The organism is Methanobrevibacter sp. (assembly GCF_017432245.1).
Classification (GTDB): Archaea; Methanobacteriota; Methanobacteria; order Methanobacteriales; family Methanobacteriaceae; genus Methanobrevibacter.
Map to the genome: position 1 here is coordinate 1 of NZ_JAFRJO010000067.1, position 15,654 is coordinate 15,654.

Below are 15,654 nucleotides of genomic sequence, written 5' to 3' on the forward strand. Positions count from 1 at the left end.
CGTTTCAATTGCTCTTCTGAAAAGAATCTAACATTTTCTAAAAGCAAGATTTGCCCAGGTTCTAAAGCTATAATTGATTCTCTTGCCTTAGATGAGAAGATTGAATCAACATATTTCACTTCCAAACCGACTGCTTTAGATAAGACGGCTGCATGTTGCTCTAATGTGGTAAAATCATCTTTACCTGGACGACTTTGATGAGCAAGAATAACTGTTTTAGCCCCTTTCATAGACAATTCCTTAATGGTTTCAGCATGCAATTTCATACGGGTATCATCTAAAATGATTCCAGAATTAGGGTCTACAGGGGAATTAATATGAATCCTAACTAAAACTGTTTTGCCATTTACATCAAAATCATCAATAGTATTAAAGTTAGCCATAATTTCACTCAATAATAATCATTAAATATAAATTTATTAAATAAACAATTAAAATAACATGATTAAATCTTACTTACCAAATCCAATAATGCATCTTTAGGACTTTCTGCCTTAATGATTCCAGAAGCTAAAAGAACTCCTTCAGCACCTAAGTCAATAGCCGCAGCCATATCTTCACCAGTGGAAATTCCTGCACCACATAAAACCTTAACATCCTTGTTAATGGCTTTAACTTTAGATACACTTCCCTTTACAACTTCAGGATCAGCTTTGGAAACAGGTATTCCAGTACCGATAAGTTCAGGTGGTTCCACTGCTACATAATCCGGGGAAAATGTAGCTGCTGCAACACTAGTTTCAATATTATTGGTACAGACACATGAAATGAGTTCTGCCTCTTTTGTCTTTTTAACAACTTCTGCAATATCCGCTAAAGTCATTCTGCATTCAGAGTGATTCAATAAGGTCCCATCAATACCGCTTGCAAGGAAACTTTCAAATAAATTGCTTCCAGTATGACCTCCAGGAGATACAGCATCAATATGTTGAGAGAATACAGGAATATTGGTTTCCTCTTTAATTCTATAGATATCAATAGCTTGCGGTACAGCAACCATTGTAATTCCGGATTCTTCACCAGCACTTTCTAAAGCATTAGCCAAATCCAATGCCTTTTCACCGCTGGATTCCAAATAAGTTTTAAAATTTAATATAACAACAGGTGTTTTAAGACTCAAATCAAATCCTCCTTAAAAACTATAATACATTAATAAAATTGTTTTTTAAATTATTTTTTCTATGGTAAATAATAAATAGAATAATTAAAAAAATTATTACTATATTAATAAAATATATATTCTTAATTATATTTAAATTATTTTAATCAACAAAAAAATAAAAAGGATTAATATGGCATTCACTAAAGAAGAACAAGCAAAATTAGAATACAGCGGTTATAGATTTGTAGGAGAGCATGGACATGCTGCTGCAAAAATATGTCATTGGACTAGAAAAAGCATGGTCAATGAAGGAGTTTGCTATAAAGAGCAATTCTATGGAGTGCAATCTCACAGATGTCTTCAAATGTCTCCTGCTGTACCATTCTGTAACCAAAAATGCTCTTTTTGCTGGAGAGACTTAAGTCAAACCAGAATCGAATGGGAGGGGGAATATGATGATCCTAAAACAATTATTGAAGGTGCCATAAAAGCTCAAAACAATCTTTTATGCGGTTTTGGTGGGAATAAAAAGGCAGACAAGAAAAAACTTGAAGAAAGCAAAAAGCCAACAAATGCCGCTATTTCACTTGCAGGAGAGCCAACATTATATCCTGAAATTGATGAACTTTTAGCTGAATTCCATAGACAGGATTTCACAACATTTCTAGTGAGTAATGGAATGTACTGGGAAAAACTTGGAAGCCTTGAGAACGAACCAACTCAACTATATGTTTCCTTAGATGCACCTAATGAGAAAGTGTATAAAGAGCTTTGTAACCCCCAAATAAATGATGCTTGGAACAATTTAAACAAAACACTTGAACTGATGAACAGTTTTGATAGCCGTACAGCAATACGCATTACCTCAGTTAAGGGCAAGAACATGATTAACACTGACGAATATGCAAAACTAATCAATAAAGCTAACCCAAAATATGTTGAAGTGAAAGCATATATGTTTGTAGGATCTTCCAGAAAAAGATTAAGTCTTGACAATATGCCATCAAACCAGGAAGTTCGTGATTTTGCTCTAGAAATAGCAGATAAAACAGGAAGGGAATTAACTAAAGAGTCTGAAGTCAGTAGAGTTGTTTTATTAGAATAAAAATAGAAAAAATAAAATTATATAGAAAAATAGAAAAAATAGAATAAAAAAGAAAAGATAAAGAGAGAAGTTATTTAGCTTCTTGTGCTTTAATCTCTTCACACATTGCAACTGCTTTTTTAGCGGCTTCTTCTAATGAGATTTCATAAGGAATGCCTGCTTCTTCCAATAATCTTTGACCTTCCTCTTCATTTGTACCAGTAAGTCTTGTTACAATATTTACATCCCATTTATTATCTTCCAAAGCTGCAATTACTCCTCTTGCAACATCATCCGCTCTAGTAATACCACCTAACACATTAAGGAATACCACTTTTACAGGAGGGTAATTTAAAACTAAATTTAAAGCTTTTTTAATGGATTCATCAGATGCTCCACCACCGATATCCAAGAAAGTTGCAGGTTTTCCGCCAAATAGGGTAACCATATCCATACCAGTTAAAGTCAACCCTGCACCATTACCAATAACTGCAATGTCTCCATCAAGCTTTACAAAAGCAAAGTCTTTTTTCTTGAATCTATTTTGTTTTACTTGATCTTGGTGACGGAACAATGCATCATTTTCAATTTCCAATTTAGCATCAGCTGCAATTAAACCATCATCTGTTAAAATGAGAGGGTTGATTTCAGCAATTTCCGCATCATATTTATCATAAACATTATAAAGTTTCCAAATGATATCTCCAATTTTAGAAATCAATTCTGATCCTACACCCATTTTACGAGCTATTTCACGAGCTTCATAAGGCAAGAATTCTTTTAATGGATTTACATTATATCTAATAATTTTTTCAGGAGATGTTTTAGCCAATTCTTCAATTTCAACACCACCTTCTGCACTTGCCATGATAATCGGAGTCCTATTAGCTCTGTCATTTGAAACGCTTAAGAAAAATTCTCTTTGAATATCTGCTTTTTCTTCAATAAGCAAGTGTTTGACTTCTTCTCCCTTAATTTCAAGATTCAATAACTCTTTAGCTATTTCAAATGCTTCTCCAGGGTTGTCTGCAAACTTAATACCTCCAGCTTTACCTCTTCCTCCAACAAGTACCTGAGATTTCAATACAATAGGTCTGCTAAATTCAGTAGCTACTTCCATTGCTTCTTCTGGAGAGTATACGACATGTCCTTCTAAAATTTTAATTCCTTCACTTTCAAAAACTTTTTTTGCACTATGTTCAAAAAACTTCATTTTTCTCACTCTAACTAATAAGCATGAAAATTATCAAATTAAAATTAAATTTTAAAAATACGTATAATTTTAAAAATACTTATGAATAAAAATAAAATACTATAAAAATTAATAAATTGCCCTATGAATCTTAGTACTAGAACTATTTATTTTAATCATTAATATAATATGTATTTCCTTATTATTAAAATTATTTATAAAATTTGAAAATAAAGTGCAAAAATTAAAAAATTAAAAACTGAGAATGAAAAAATAAAAAATTAATCAAATAATATTTTTGAAAAATTAAAAAATAGAAAAAATTAAAAAAATTATGAGAAAACTTAAAAAATAAGATAATAAAAAATATTAAAAAAAGTAAAAAAAGAAAATAAAAAATATTAAAGCAAAGCATAACCTGCTTCAAAAGCTTGAATATTCTTATCTTCAGTTCCTTTTGGTACACTATCCAAAATAGCTTGTTTTGCAGCTTCAACAGAAACAATATCTGTCACTTTGACAATAGCTCCAATCATTACAATATTTGCAACAATTCTTAAACCAATTTTTTCTGTAGCAGTATTAGTTGCTGGAGCACGGTAAAGATTAATATTGTGTTCTTTTACAAAATCAACTATCTCTTCTTCAACAACCAAATCTGGATCTATGATTAATATGCCTTCATCTTTTAAATCATCCATATATTTAATCAATGCTTCGTGAGACATTGCAACAAGAATATCTGGATGTGAAACTTTAGGATAGTCAATTTCCTCATCACTAACTACAACTTCAGTTCTAGAAGCTCCACCACGAGCTTCAGGACCGTAAGATTGGGTTTGTACCGCATTAATGTTATCAAAGAGAGAAGCGGCTTTACCAAGGATAATGCCTGCCATCAATACTCCTTGACCTCCAAAACCAGCTATACGAACTTCCTTCCTCATTTTAATCCAACTCCTCATAAGCAGATTTAGTAGCTAAAGGACCACCTGAAACTTCCTCAGTTAATTCTTTTAAAGCTTTGCATAATGCTCCACGTCTAGGATTTTCAAAGTCCCCAACAATTATTTTATCTTGTAACTCTGTTACATCCATCTTCTCTGCTTTCCTCTTAGTGATTGTATGTTCTTTAATATGATTATACAAATCTATAGTGGTTTTAAGCTTATTTTTACGGCCATAATAAGTTGGACATTGTGAAACAGCTTCAATAAATGAGAAACCAGTACTATTCAAACCTTTTTGAATAGCTTTAGCCAATTGCATTGGATGAGCAGTTGTCCATCTTGCCACATAAGATGCACCAGCAGCACCTACAATTTCTGCAATACGGAAAGGATTTTCTCTTGAACCATAAGGTGCAGTAGTACCAAAACTACCTCTAGGTGAAGTTGGACTGATTTGTCCTCCAGTCATTCCATAAATATTGTTATTGATACAGATTACTGTAAGATCCACATTTCTCCTTGCAGCATTGATTAAATGGTTTCCACCAATGGATGCAGAATCCCCATCACCTGTGAAAACAACAACATCCAAATCAGGGTTTCCAAGTTTCAAACCAGTTGCAAATGTTAAAGCTCTTCCATGTGTGGTGTGAAGGGAATCGCATTTCACATAACCTGGAACTCTTGAGGAACAGCCAATACCAGAAACCATTACAATATCTTCAAAATCAATGTCAGATTGTTCTAAACCTTTAAAGAAAGCATTCATAACAGTACCGTTTCCACAACCTGGACAAAATAGATGAGGTAATCTTTCTTCTCTAAGATATTTTCTATATGGGCTTACTTTTTCTTCCACCATCTTAACACTCCCCCTCATGAATCTCTTTAATTTTTTCTAAAATCTCTTCAGGCTTATGAAGAACTCCGCCAATTTTACCTATCAAATGAACATTAGCTTTTCCTGCAACAACTCTTTCAACTTCATGAACCATTTGCCCTAAATTCATTTCAGGCACAATAATATTGTCAACATCATTTGCAATGCTTTTGATTTCTTCCTCAGGGAAAGGCCATGGAGTGTTGATTTTTAGAGAACCTACTTTGATGCCTTCTTCTCTAGCCATCTTGATTGCAGCTCCAACTGAACGATATGGAGAACCGCATGAAACAATTATGATGTCTGCATCATCACAGAATTCCTTTTTAATGGAACAGATATCTGCCCTATTTGCTAATACTTTATCACATAATCGTTTAATCAAATTATGATGGGTTTCAGGATTATTTGTATCTGGATATCCTCTTTTATCGTGAGTTAAACCTGTAACATGTATATTGTAGCCTTCACCAAAAGCAGGCATAGGAGTTGTTCCGTTTTCAGGAGCGTCAAAAGGCAAATAATCATCAGTGAGCTCAGGTCTTGTTCTAGTAACTATATTCACCTTGTCTGGAATAATTAATTTTTCTCTCATGTGCCCTACAACTTCATCAGCAAGAATAGTGACAGGAAGTCTGTATTTTTCAGCTAAATTAAATGCTTCAATAGTGAAATCAAAGAATTCCTGTACGGAAGATGGAGCTAAAGCGATTGGCTCATAATCTCCATGAGATCCCCAACGCACTTGCATCATATCAGCTTGAGCAGACATGGTAGGCTGAGCAGTTGAAGGAGAACCTCTTTGTACATTAACAATTACCATAGGAGTTTCAGTGATAAAACCATATCCAATATTTTCTTGCATCAGTGAAATACCCGGACCAGAAGTAGCGGTCATTGTTTTTAAACCACTCCAAGAAGCTCCGATAATAGTTCCAATAGACGCAATCTCATCTTCCATTTGAATGAAAGTTCCCCCATATTTCGGAAGCAAATAAGACATTTTCTCAGCAATCTCAGTAGATGGAGTAATTGGGTAACCTGCAAAGAACCTACAGCCTGCTGCTATTGCCCCTAATGCACAAGCTTCATTTCCTAAAACAAATTGTTCTTCGACCATTATTCCACCTCTTTACCTACATAAATAGCTTGGTCAGGACATGATAATTCGCATAATCCACATTTAGTGCATCCTTCTTCATTTTCTGGAAAAGGAAGATAAACATTTTTTGCATTTACTCTATCAGATTTTGAATAAACTTTTTTAGGGCAAACATTAATACAAATATCGCATCCTTTACAAAGCTTAGAATCTATAATAATCATCTAATCATCTCACTACCTAAAACTATAACAAATAAACTATATTTAAACAATGATAAAAATAAATTTATTTAATTAAAAGATTATAATTTAAAAAAATTTTTTATAATAATGCATATCAATTTTCTTAAGATATACCCTTAAGACAAAACATAGTAATATTATATATGAATGTATTTACTTAAATAATTTAGTATCTATTGAACAAATTTAAATTATATAAAAAGAAAAAATAAAAAGACTTTAAGGATACAAAATAGATGAAAATAAAAAAATAAGAAAGAATAGAAGAACTATTCTATTATCTCTTCAACAAACATTAGTGGATAATTGAGTTCTTCAATAAATTTGATTCGGATAATAGCTAAAACATCATCTACTTTCGAATATATTTTAACATCCAACATATCCCCACTTAAAGAGGTGTATTCAAATTCAGTCATTGCCTTATCCAATCTATCCAAATCTATGGAAACTTCTACCTTATCGATGCAAGGCTGCAAAGCGAAAGACTCTTCCATGGCTTTTTCTAAACTTGCAATATTTGTTTTATTAAAAGGAGTTCCGACGAACTGATGGAACAAAGCACCCATACTAATGGCTCCTTCAAATATCGCCCTTTCCCTATTTGAAATATTGGAAAAATATTTTTCTTTAGTGTCCATAAAATACCTCAAAACAATTAATTAAAGTAAACATTTGAATAAATTTAAATTTATAAAATTTTTATTAAAAATTTTAAAATATAATCTAATAAAAGTCTAGAAAATAAATAAAATTTTAATTAACTCCCATTAAACTATTTAACCATCCTAATTGATCAGCCCATATTTGGGAAGAAATTGGGAAAATGCAGAAATAAATCAGTACAATTGTAATAGCTATTACAACCCCTAAAATGATTTTACGCTCATTAGATGGAGTGAAATATGATATTACAAGGCCAAATATTAAGAATCCTGCAGTTATTAACCAAGCCCAATTAGCTTGAGGATTTTGTTCTAATGCTGTTTCATTGATGTAACTTGTAGAATTTAATTGAGCAGTTACAATAAGTCTTTCAGCAGTTGAACCAATAGGATGACAAGTAACTAACAGCAATTCCTGATTATGTATATCTCCAGTTTCATGACTTTCATTCAAATCCAAATAATTAGTAGGGGATATAATCTTTGAATCTTTAACTGTGTAATTTATTTCACCAATTCCTGGCCATTCTATAATGACTATATCTCCTTTCTTAAGAGCATCTAAACGTAAAAATGGAGAACCCTGCAATGTTCTATGACCAAATATAATAGTATCACCTTCAGTTGGAATGTTAGAAGTTGTGTCATACATAACTCCTTGGGATATTGAAACATTGTTAATCTTTTCAAAAACTCCAATGGAAGGAATAATGATTACAGATGCATTTACATCATTAGATTCAGCTACATTTTTATATGAAAAGTAATTTACTTCTGTTAAAGCATATAGTCCTATAATCAAAAAAGCAATAATTACAATTATTGTTGTGGGCCTTATATAATCCTTTAAATCCATAAAAATCATCAACAATTACTAATTTTAAATTTGTTATTTATTTAATAAAATTTTAAATTTAATTATATATTTTTTTATCTATTTTTCATATTTAATAAATTTATAATATATCTTTTGAAATAAAATAAGAATTTTCACAAAAAATTAAAAAATAAAAATAAAAAATTTATAATAAATCCAAAGAATTGTCTTGATATAAATTATCATAATATGTTTCATTCAATTCATTCACTACCCAATCAGGAGCAAAATCCGTAGGAATTGTTAAAATTAAATTATCCATATTGTTTATAACAAAATTAACATCAGAATGAGGGACTTCCAATAGAATGATATACTCTGAATCAAGATCACCCAGATTAGACATTCTTTCGAAATTAGACAATCTAACACCATAATTCATTAAATATGAGTCTAAAGCATCGTTAACATTGCTTGATTTCAATACTGAGGATTTAAGAAGTTCTTCAACATCACTTGAATAGGAAACAGTGTTTTCGAAAGGTTTTGTTTCATTTCCCTTAATGATGGTTTTTGATTTGGAAACAGTGCTATCCACCAATCCGCTATCTTTGGAACGTAAGATTGCTAAAACAGTTGCACCACTTACAATTGGATCCTCTTCAGTCTTTTCCAAAGTATCATTAACAATCAGCTCATTTGATTGTGCCGAACTTATATTGCTGTTCATGCTTTCATAATCATCAATATATTCTGAAGAATTATCATTTAAGGAATAGACATCAACAACTGAACCGACAGAAATCAATCCTGCAGTAGCTTGAAGTCTTGAAAGGGAGATTGGAACAATGACGGTGTTGACTTTCTCAAATTGAACATTTGATAATATTCTAGCATCATTATCCTTAACAAAATCATTTGCATCTTTAACAGACATTATAATATTCTTATTCTCTCCATAAGACATCATAACTCTGCCAAAATCATCCTTACATGATACAATTTTAGAACTATGATAAATTCTCCAATCCTTAGTAGCAAACCTTAAAATGTCTATCGACTTGATTTCTTCTATATCATAAGCCTCATTAATCTTATTTTCTAAAGTGTAAGCATTTGAATTTAGCTCTAAAGGACCCTTATACAAAGCATTCAATTCATTTAGCTTAGAATTTTTTTCCAAATTCAATTCATTCTGAAATGGTTGATAAACAAAAAAGTAAAATACAGAGGATATCAATACTAAAGAAATCAATAGGATAACCACTTTAGAGAATAATGATTTTGAAGCATCATTTTGATTTAATAAATTTTTTTTGAAATTCAACAGATTGCCTTTAAGATTTTTCCTATCAGATTCTTTAAAATGATTGTCTTCAGAAAACTTATTGCTTGGATTATTTGAATCATTAAAATCTTCATCATCATTATTCTTAAAATCAGTTAAACTGTGAGAATCTGGAGAATAAATATATTTGGAATATTTTTCATCAAAATCCTCAAATTCATCTAAATCATTGCGGATATTTGAATTATTGCTTGATTTATCCCTAAAACTAAATTCATCATTATAAAACCCAGAATTAGAATGGGAATTATTCTTTAAAGGAGAATTTTCAGGGATTATAGAATCAAAACTTGGAAAATTCGAAGATTCCTCATTGTCATTTTTCCTTTTATCAGATTTGGATTTATCTTTATCACCTATATTTTTTAGCTTAAACTTAAATTTATCATTCTTAAACAAATTAAATCGATTTTTTCGATTAGTCATAGTTATCAAACCTAAAATGGAATGAGATAAAAATAGAAGAAAAATAGGTTTAAAGAATTAACGATCCATGCATAAATTATCCAATATGATGGAATATAAAAATAGTTTGATAAAAAATAAAAATTAAAAAAAGAAGAATTGGAATTTAAAGAAAAGATATTAAAAAAAGTGAAAAAAGTTTAAGAAATCTTTTCAAAAACCATCGAATAAAACTATTCGCTTTCCACTTCTCCAGTACTGATATTTAATAGTTTTTCTTCTTCAACTTCATCTTCTTTATCGGACGCCTTAGCTTCGCCAATAATTTCTCCAGAAGAAACCTTATTGATATTCTCTCTCATGATTTTGAAAGCATCTTTTGCAGAACTTAAAGAACCACTGAATTTATCAGCTGTTATTTCCCTAACTTGGCCAATATTTCTATTTACGTTTTCTGCAGTCAAAGCTTCTTCAGTATCAATGAAGAATTCTAAGAATGTCATGAACATATATACTAATGATAATACAAACAATGCTAAAGCCGGAAGATTTACCGCACCTATAGATACATTAATAGGTAAAAGCAATAGGAGTATCATTACTGCTCCAAATCCAATTATATAATAATTGTCAACTTTAGGATATCTGATTGTACTGATCATTAAATAAGCTGCAAATAACATTAATATAGCGGCAACTGCAACATTAAATAAACCGCTAAGGTAATAAGTTGCTATGATAATAGCTGTACCTGGTATTGGGAATCCAATAAATCCATGGTAATTGATTTTATCGGAAATTACATTGTAACGAGTAAGTCTTAACATACCACAAACAAGTGTTAAAACAGCAATAATAGCCATCAAGTATCCTGCCCAATCAGATATTCCTAATCCAATGTAATATAAAATAATTGAAGGCGCAACACCAAAAGATACAATATCTGCTAAGGAATCAATATTCTTACCAAAACCGAATTTATCTTCACGATTAAGTTTTCTTGAAACCCATCCATCAACAGAGTCAAAAACAACTGCAACAAGTATGCATAATGATGCATATGTTAAATGATTACCAATAACCATTAAAATAGCTAAAAATCCAAATACCAAATTCAATATTGAAATGACATCAGGAATAGCTAAAAAATATCCCATTCCTACACTTTTTATTCTCATAATTTGACTCCAAATAATATTTTAAATAAACTCCCTTATTAATTTTTTCAAAAAACGATTAATTGTTTTCTAAATCAATATAAAATAACAATATATTAGTAAAAAGTAATTTAATTAAAAAATTTAACTAATTTTGAAAAAATAAACTCAAATTAGCATTTTTAATTAAAATAAATATTTATAAACAAATTAAATTTTTTAATATGAATTTAATTTTTTATTGTACAATAAATTTTCTAATGATAATGATTTTCTCTAAATGAAACACTTTTTTCAATTTCACTATAATTTTACATTAAAAAATAAACAATATTATACAAATTAGCATATTTTATTAAGCAAGTATATTAATAATATTTCAAATCCATTATTTAAATATTACTCAATAGTATTTAATATATTCTATTATCTTATATTTAATTTTTTTTAAAAAATAAGCTTAAAAATCACATTGAAAAAATAATAAAGAATTCGATTATCCCAAATTAAAACTAAAATTCCTTAACTAAAAACAAAATTTTATATTATAATAATGAGATATATTAAAATAGTATAGTATTAAAATTCTTATCTTCAAATGATAAAAAGTAATACAATATTAAAATTAAATGAAGTTACAAACTAAAAAACAGATTCGAAAATTAATTTAAACTCTATCAAGTGATCATATGATTGAAGACAGAATACAAATTCTCAGAAGAGCTGCAAAAGTTTCCTCTAGAGAGAACAATGAACATGTGTGGTGTGTCATCGCAGGTAATGAAAAATTAGTTGATGATATAGCATACAATGCAATCACCGCTAAGGATAGAGTTCAAATACTATTTAGGGAATCAATAAAGATTTTAGACAAGTACACTTCAAAGAGATTTGACTGCATTATGCTAAAAGGAGAAACACTGAAAATCAGTGAACTTAGAAACAGGTGCAATGAGAAAGGTGGAGCATCTATAGAGATAACTAATGTGCATATCAAGGATGTGCCTAATCTGTTGGTGATTGTTGGTCCTGAAGAGTCTATGAAATCCTTTAATGGGGAAGCGAATAGGCAGAACGCACAAATAAACATTTTAGCAGAAGATCATACAAGCAGTTTCATTAAGGCTGAACTTAATACAAGATTTAAATTACCATCCTTTTTAAGGAATACAGTGACACCAATACTTGATATGAGCGATGTTGTTTTATCTGCAATCTTGGTATCTGTAATTGATGAAAATGAAATTGAACATGTGAAGGAAATCAGCCAAAACAATAGTTTATTTGGAATTGACTTAAAGAAGACAATCCAGGATAAGGAAAAACAAAGAATCGTTGAGAATGTAAAAGAAAATCAACCAGAATTGCAAGAACAAAACAACCCAGAAGAAACATCCAATCTTGACAACACCATAGAGCCACAAGAAGAAAACAATTCACAAGAATAGATTAAGCTTTTTTTAGAGGATTTGATATTTAAAATCCTATTTTCCAACTATTATTACATAATTTTTACATAATTTTAAAAATCTTTTCATAATTTTATACAAAAACTTATTATTAATAAAAATAATAAATAATTATTGTTATAAACATTAATTAATCAGTTTTTGAATAATTCTGAAAATATATGAAATCATATATCAAATAATATATGAAATAATATGTGAAATATGAATTAATTGTCAATTTATATATCCGTTCAAAAACGTGAATTAATTAATTAAACAATAAAATCAATTAAATAATTTAAAAATTTAATTTTATTTTATCAATGGAGGAATAACTTTGAGTATTTTCGGAAATGAAGACGCTATTGAAATTGAACCAACTAGAGTTGTGAAAAATAGTTTAGGTATTGACCTTGGTACCTTAAATACCGTAATCGCAAAACCATCAGGAGATAAATTTGACTTATACCAAATTCCTTCTGTAGTAGCTGTTAAAAAAGATGATCCTTCTGCAGTGCTTGCTGTTGGGGAAGAAGCTAAAAAAATGTTAGGCAGAACTCCAGAAGACATTGTTGCAGTAAGACCACTTAAAAAAGGAGTAATTGAAAACGTTGCACAAGCACAAGCATTACTCATAAGAGCTATGGAAATTGGTATTAACGAAGGAGAAACTGTAGGAAGAATTGTCATAGGAATTCCTGGAGACGCTTCTGAAGTAGAGAAGAATGCTGCTGAAGAAATAGGTAGAAAAGCTGGTGCTGAATACGTTTTAGTAGTCAGTGAAGGTTTAGCTGCAGCTATTGGTGCAGGATTGCCTATTGCAGAACCAAATGGAACCATGGTAATTGACATTGGTGCAGGATCTACTGATTTAGTGGTAATTTCCCTTGGTGGAATCAACGATATCGAAACCGTAAGAGTCGGTGGAGACGACATTGACAATAGAATCGTGGAATTGGTTGCTGAAAAATACAATGTTGCAATTAGCATTCACGATGCAGAAGCTGCAAAAATGGAAGTTGGAATGATCCATTGCAGTGAAGAATTTGAAAACTTAAGCTATGAAGTTATTGGTAAATCCTTAGAAACTAACAGACCTAAAAAAGTTGTAATTGATTCAATGTTAGTTGCAGATGCAGTAGAACCAATCATCCAAGCTGTTGTTGGCGGATTAAACCTTATCTTAGAAAGATTACCAGCAGAATTGATGATGGGAGTTTACAAAAATACTGTAGCAGTTGGTGGAAGTTCCAGATTAAGAGGTCTCAAAGAAAGAATCTTCGATGAATCTGACATCCCAATTCAAATCTCTGATGACCCTATGACTGTTGTTGCAAAAGGAACTGCAATCGTAGCTGCTGAACCATTAGCTTTAGAACCGGAAGTACGTTTAAAAGCTATGAAATAAATTTATACAATTTCAAGCGTTAATTAATACGTATAATACTATGGATTGTCTTTACAATCCATAATATTCCTTTAACACCAATAACACCATAAAAATTACTTCTTTTAAACTTTAATAAATCTTATTTTTATAAAAACTATAAAAACTAATTAAAACTTATGCGAAAACTAATTATAAAACTAAAAAAAAACTAAACTATTTAAATAATAAAACTGGATTTAATAATATGGATACACTAGGATTGGATGAAGCTGGAAGAGGCCCTGTATTGGGCCCAATGGTTGTTGCAGGAATCGTTATACCTGAAAAGAAGGAAAAGATTATTGAAAGGATGGGTGTAAAGGATTCCAAAAGATTGACTCCAAATAGAAGAACTGTCCTATACCGCAAATTAACTAAGATGTTCGAATATGAAACTGTAGTCATCACTGCAAGGGATATAGATAACTTAAGAGCAAAGGGAATTAATCTTAACCAAATCGAAAAGCTGGCTATGCGTAAAATAATCAATAACCTAAGGGCAGATAGAATTATCATAGATGCTTTGGATGTAAAGGAAGGCAGACTTCAAGAAGAAATGCAGGAGTATGTTGGGCATACTTGTGAAGTCATTGCAGAACATAAAGCAGATGATAATTACTTAGCAGTCGGTGCAGCTTCAATCATTGCCAAAACAAAAAGGGATATGCTTGTTGAAGAAATCAATAAGGAATATATAAGATCCACTAAAGATAGAGCGGGAATTGGCTCAGGATATCCAAGTGACCCTAAAACAAAAGACTTCCTTAAAAAATACAAATATAATGAAATGCCAGACTTTGTTAGAAGAAGTTGGGGAACTGTTCAAAAAATAAAAGAAGCCGAAGAAGCTGAAAAATTAGAATAAAAATTTCTAAAAAAGAGTTAAAATTAGAATAGTAAAAAATTAGTTAAAATTAAAAAAAAGTTAAAAATAAGAATTAATTAAAAAAATAATAAAAAATGGTTATTCTGGATTGAAACCAGCAATTTTCCATTTTCCATCAAATATCGCTGCAACTGAAGAAACAGGATTTTCAAATTCAGCAAATGCACCTTCATCAAAAATAAACTTACAAGCAGCATCAGGAGTTTCTGCAGAGAAAACAACATCTTCTGGTGTGTTTTTCTCATAAGTGGAAATGAATTGAGCTTTACCATCATCTATTTTTTCAACTAATACTTTACTGTCAGTGACGATGCCTATGTAAGCTTCATAACTGTCTGCACTACCTTTTACTACTGCAGCAATTCTTGGAGTGTTGTAATCATCTTTTTCATAATCTAAAGTGATTAAGGAATATGCCATTGCATCCCTAATGTTCATTCCAATAGCTATCTTATCTGCAATAGGATTGGTTTGAGAACCATTTGAAATAACTGCAATGTCATCAAGAACCTTTACACAATCATAAGCAATGTAAGAGTTTTTGAAAATATCTGTTTCAAATCCTTCCTTTGGAATGATGGCTGCTTCATCTTCAAGAACCTTTACTTGTCTGTTTGGAAAAGATCTGCTTGAAACCCTATAAGCAACATAGGGTTTTCCATCTTCTGTTTTTCCTGCTGAAATAATTCTGCCTAAATACATTGTTTTACCCCAATTAACTATATACGATTTAATAATTAAAAAATTTAGAAATTTTAAAATTAAAAAATTAAAAATTATTAATAAAAAATTAAAATAATAATAAAATTTAAAATCATTCTGGACGATGAACTGCCTCGTGAGGAGTCATTCCAGAAGGCGCTTGAATATATATTGCATGCTCACTCGTTTTAATCTGAACATCACCTTGGTCAAGCACTCTTGCATGAACACCGACAGCA

At 30.6% G+C, this 15,654-nt stretch carries 16 protein-coding genes; 4 read left to right on the forward strand and 12 right to left on the reverse strand.

The genetic code is table 11. From position 1 onward, the window contains the following. Together pgk and tpiA are read right to left on the reverse strand one after the other, a co-directional pair. A partial coding sequence (pgk, locus tag IJI80_RS05740) for a phosphoglycerate kinase (protein WP_292788442.1) occupies positions 1–386 on the reverse strand: 386 nt, incomplete at its 3' end. Positions 387–445: 59 nt separating this feature from the next. Next, positions 446–1,120 carry a triose-phosphate isomerase gene (gene tpiA, locus IJI80_RS05745; RefSeq protein WP_292788412.1) on the reverse strand — a complete coding sequence of 225 codons (675 nt, stop codon included), beginning with the start codon at positions 1,118–1,120 and terminating at the stop codon, positions 446–448. 172 nt (positions 1,121–1,292) lie between these two features. Here tpiA and twy1 point away from each other — a divergent pair, with 172 nt between their 5' ends. Beyond that, the gene (gene twy1 / locus IJI80_RS05750; protein WP_292788414.1) at positions 1,293–2,207 is read left to right on the forward strand and encodes a 4-demethylwyosine synthase TYW1; all 915 of its coding nucleotides are present in this window, start codon (positions 1,293–1,295) and stop codon (positions 2,205–2,207) included. 70 nt (positions 2,208–2,277) lie between these two features. Here twy1 and sucC read toward each other — a convergent pair whose 3' ends face one another. The 9 genes from sucC to IJI80_RS05795 form a co-directional block, all read right to left on the reverse strand. After that, positions 2,278–3,399, reverse strand: a complete 1,122-nt coding sequence (gene sucC, locus IJI80_RS05755) for an ADP-forming succinate--CoA ligase subunit beta (RefSeq protein WP_292788416.1) — start codon at positions 3,397–3,399, stop codon at positions 2,278–2,280. Positions 3,400–3,779: 380 nt separating this feature from the next. Beyond that, positions 3,780–4,325, reverse strand: coding sequence for a 2-oxoacid:ferredoxin oxidoreductase subunit gamma (locus tag IJI80_RS05760; RefSeq protein WP_292788417.1), 546 nt, complete (start codon positions 4,323–4,325; stop codon positions 3,780–3,782). A gap of 1 nt (position 4,326) precedes the next feature. Next, on the reverse strand, positions 4,327–5,190 hold the full coding sequence (locus tag IJI80_RS05765; protein WP_292788419.1) for a 2-oxoacid:ferredoxin oxidoreductase subunit beta: 864 nt from the start codon (positions 5,188–5,190) through the stop codon (positions 4,327–4,329). A 1-nt stretch (position 5,191) separates the two neighbouring features. Next, positions 5,192–6,328, reverse strand: coding sequence for a 2-oxoacid:acceptor oxidoreductase subunit alpha (locus tag IJI80_RS05770; RefSeq protein WP_292788421.1), 1,137 nt, complete (start codon positions 6,326–6,328; stop codon positions 5,192–5,194). Next, positions 6,328–6,534, reverse strand: coding sequence for a ferredoxin family protein (locus tag IJI80_RS05775; RefSeq protein WP_292788423.1), 207 nt, complete (start codon positions 6,532–6,534; stop codon positions 6,328–6,330). The genes IJI80_RS05770 and IJI80_RS05775 overlap by 1 nt, the downstream gene beginning before the upstream one ends. A gap of 290 nt (positions 6,535–6,824) precedes the next feature. Beyond that, a complete protein-coding gene (locus IJI80_RS05780; RefSeq protein ID WP_292788425.1) occupies positions 6,825–7,196 on the reverse strand; it encodes a dihydroneopterin aldolase family protein in 372 nt (123 codons plus the stop codon). Positions 7,197–7,311: 115 nt separating this feature from the next. Next, the gene (locus tag IJI80_RS05785; protein WP_292788427.1) at positions 7,312–8,076 is read right to left on the reverse strand and encodes a class E sortase; all 765 of its coding nucleotides are present in this window, start codon (positions 8,074–8,076) and stop codon (positions 7,312–7,314) included. Positions 8,077–8,242: 166 nt separating this feature from the next. Then, on the reverse strand, positions 8,243–9,811 hold the full coding sequence (locus IJI80_RS05790; RefSeq protein ID WP_292788430.1) for a hypothetical protein: 1,569 nt from the start codon (positions 9,809–9,811) through the stop codon (positions 8,243–8,245). 212 nt (positions 9,812–10,023) lie between these two features. Beyond that, positions 10,024–10,968: an archaetidylserine synthase gene (locus tag IJI80_RS05795; protein ID WP_292788432.1), complete on the reverse strand. Its 945-nt coding sequence runs from the start codon at positions 10,966–10,968 to the stop codon at positions 10,024–10,026. A gap of 668 nt (positions 10,969–11,636) precedes the next feature. Between IJI80_RS05795 and IJI80_RS05800 the strand changes: the two genes are divergently transcribed. The 3 genes from IJI80_RS05800 (at position 11,637) to rnhB (ending at position 14,692) form a co-directional block, all read left to right on the forward strand. Continuing rightward, entirely contained in the window at positions 11,637–12,395 is a 759-nt protein-coding gene (locus tag IJI80_RS05800; protein WP_292788434.1) for a hypothetical protein, read from the forward strand. Positions 12,396–12,735: 340 nt separating this feature from the next. Beyond that, positions 12,736–13,806 carry a rod shape-determining protein gene (locus tag IJI80_RS05805; protein WP_292788436.1) on the forward strand — a complete coding sequence of 357 codons (1,071 nt, stop codon included), beginning with the start codon at positions 12,736–12,738 and terminating at the stop codon, positions 13,804–13,806. A 226-nt stretch (positions 13,807–14,032) separates the two neighbouring features. Next, positions 14,033–14,692, forward strand: a complete 660-nt coding sequence (gene rnhB / locus IJI80_RS05810) for a ribonuclease HII (protein WP_292788438.1) — start codon at positions 14,033–14,035, stop codon at positions 14,690–14,692. A gap of 99 nt (positions 14,693–14,791) precedes the next feature. Here rnhB and IJI80_RS05815 read toward each other — a convergent pair whose 3' ends face one another. Next, complete coding sequence (locus tag IJI80_RS05815; protein ID WP_292788440.1) at positions 14,792–15,415, reverse strand: IMP cyclohydrolase; 624 nt, start codon at positions 15,413–15,415, stop codon at positions 14,792–14,794. Between the last annotated feature and the right edge of the window lie 239 nt (positions 15,416–15,654).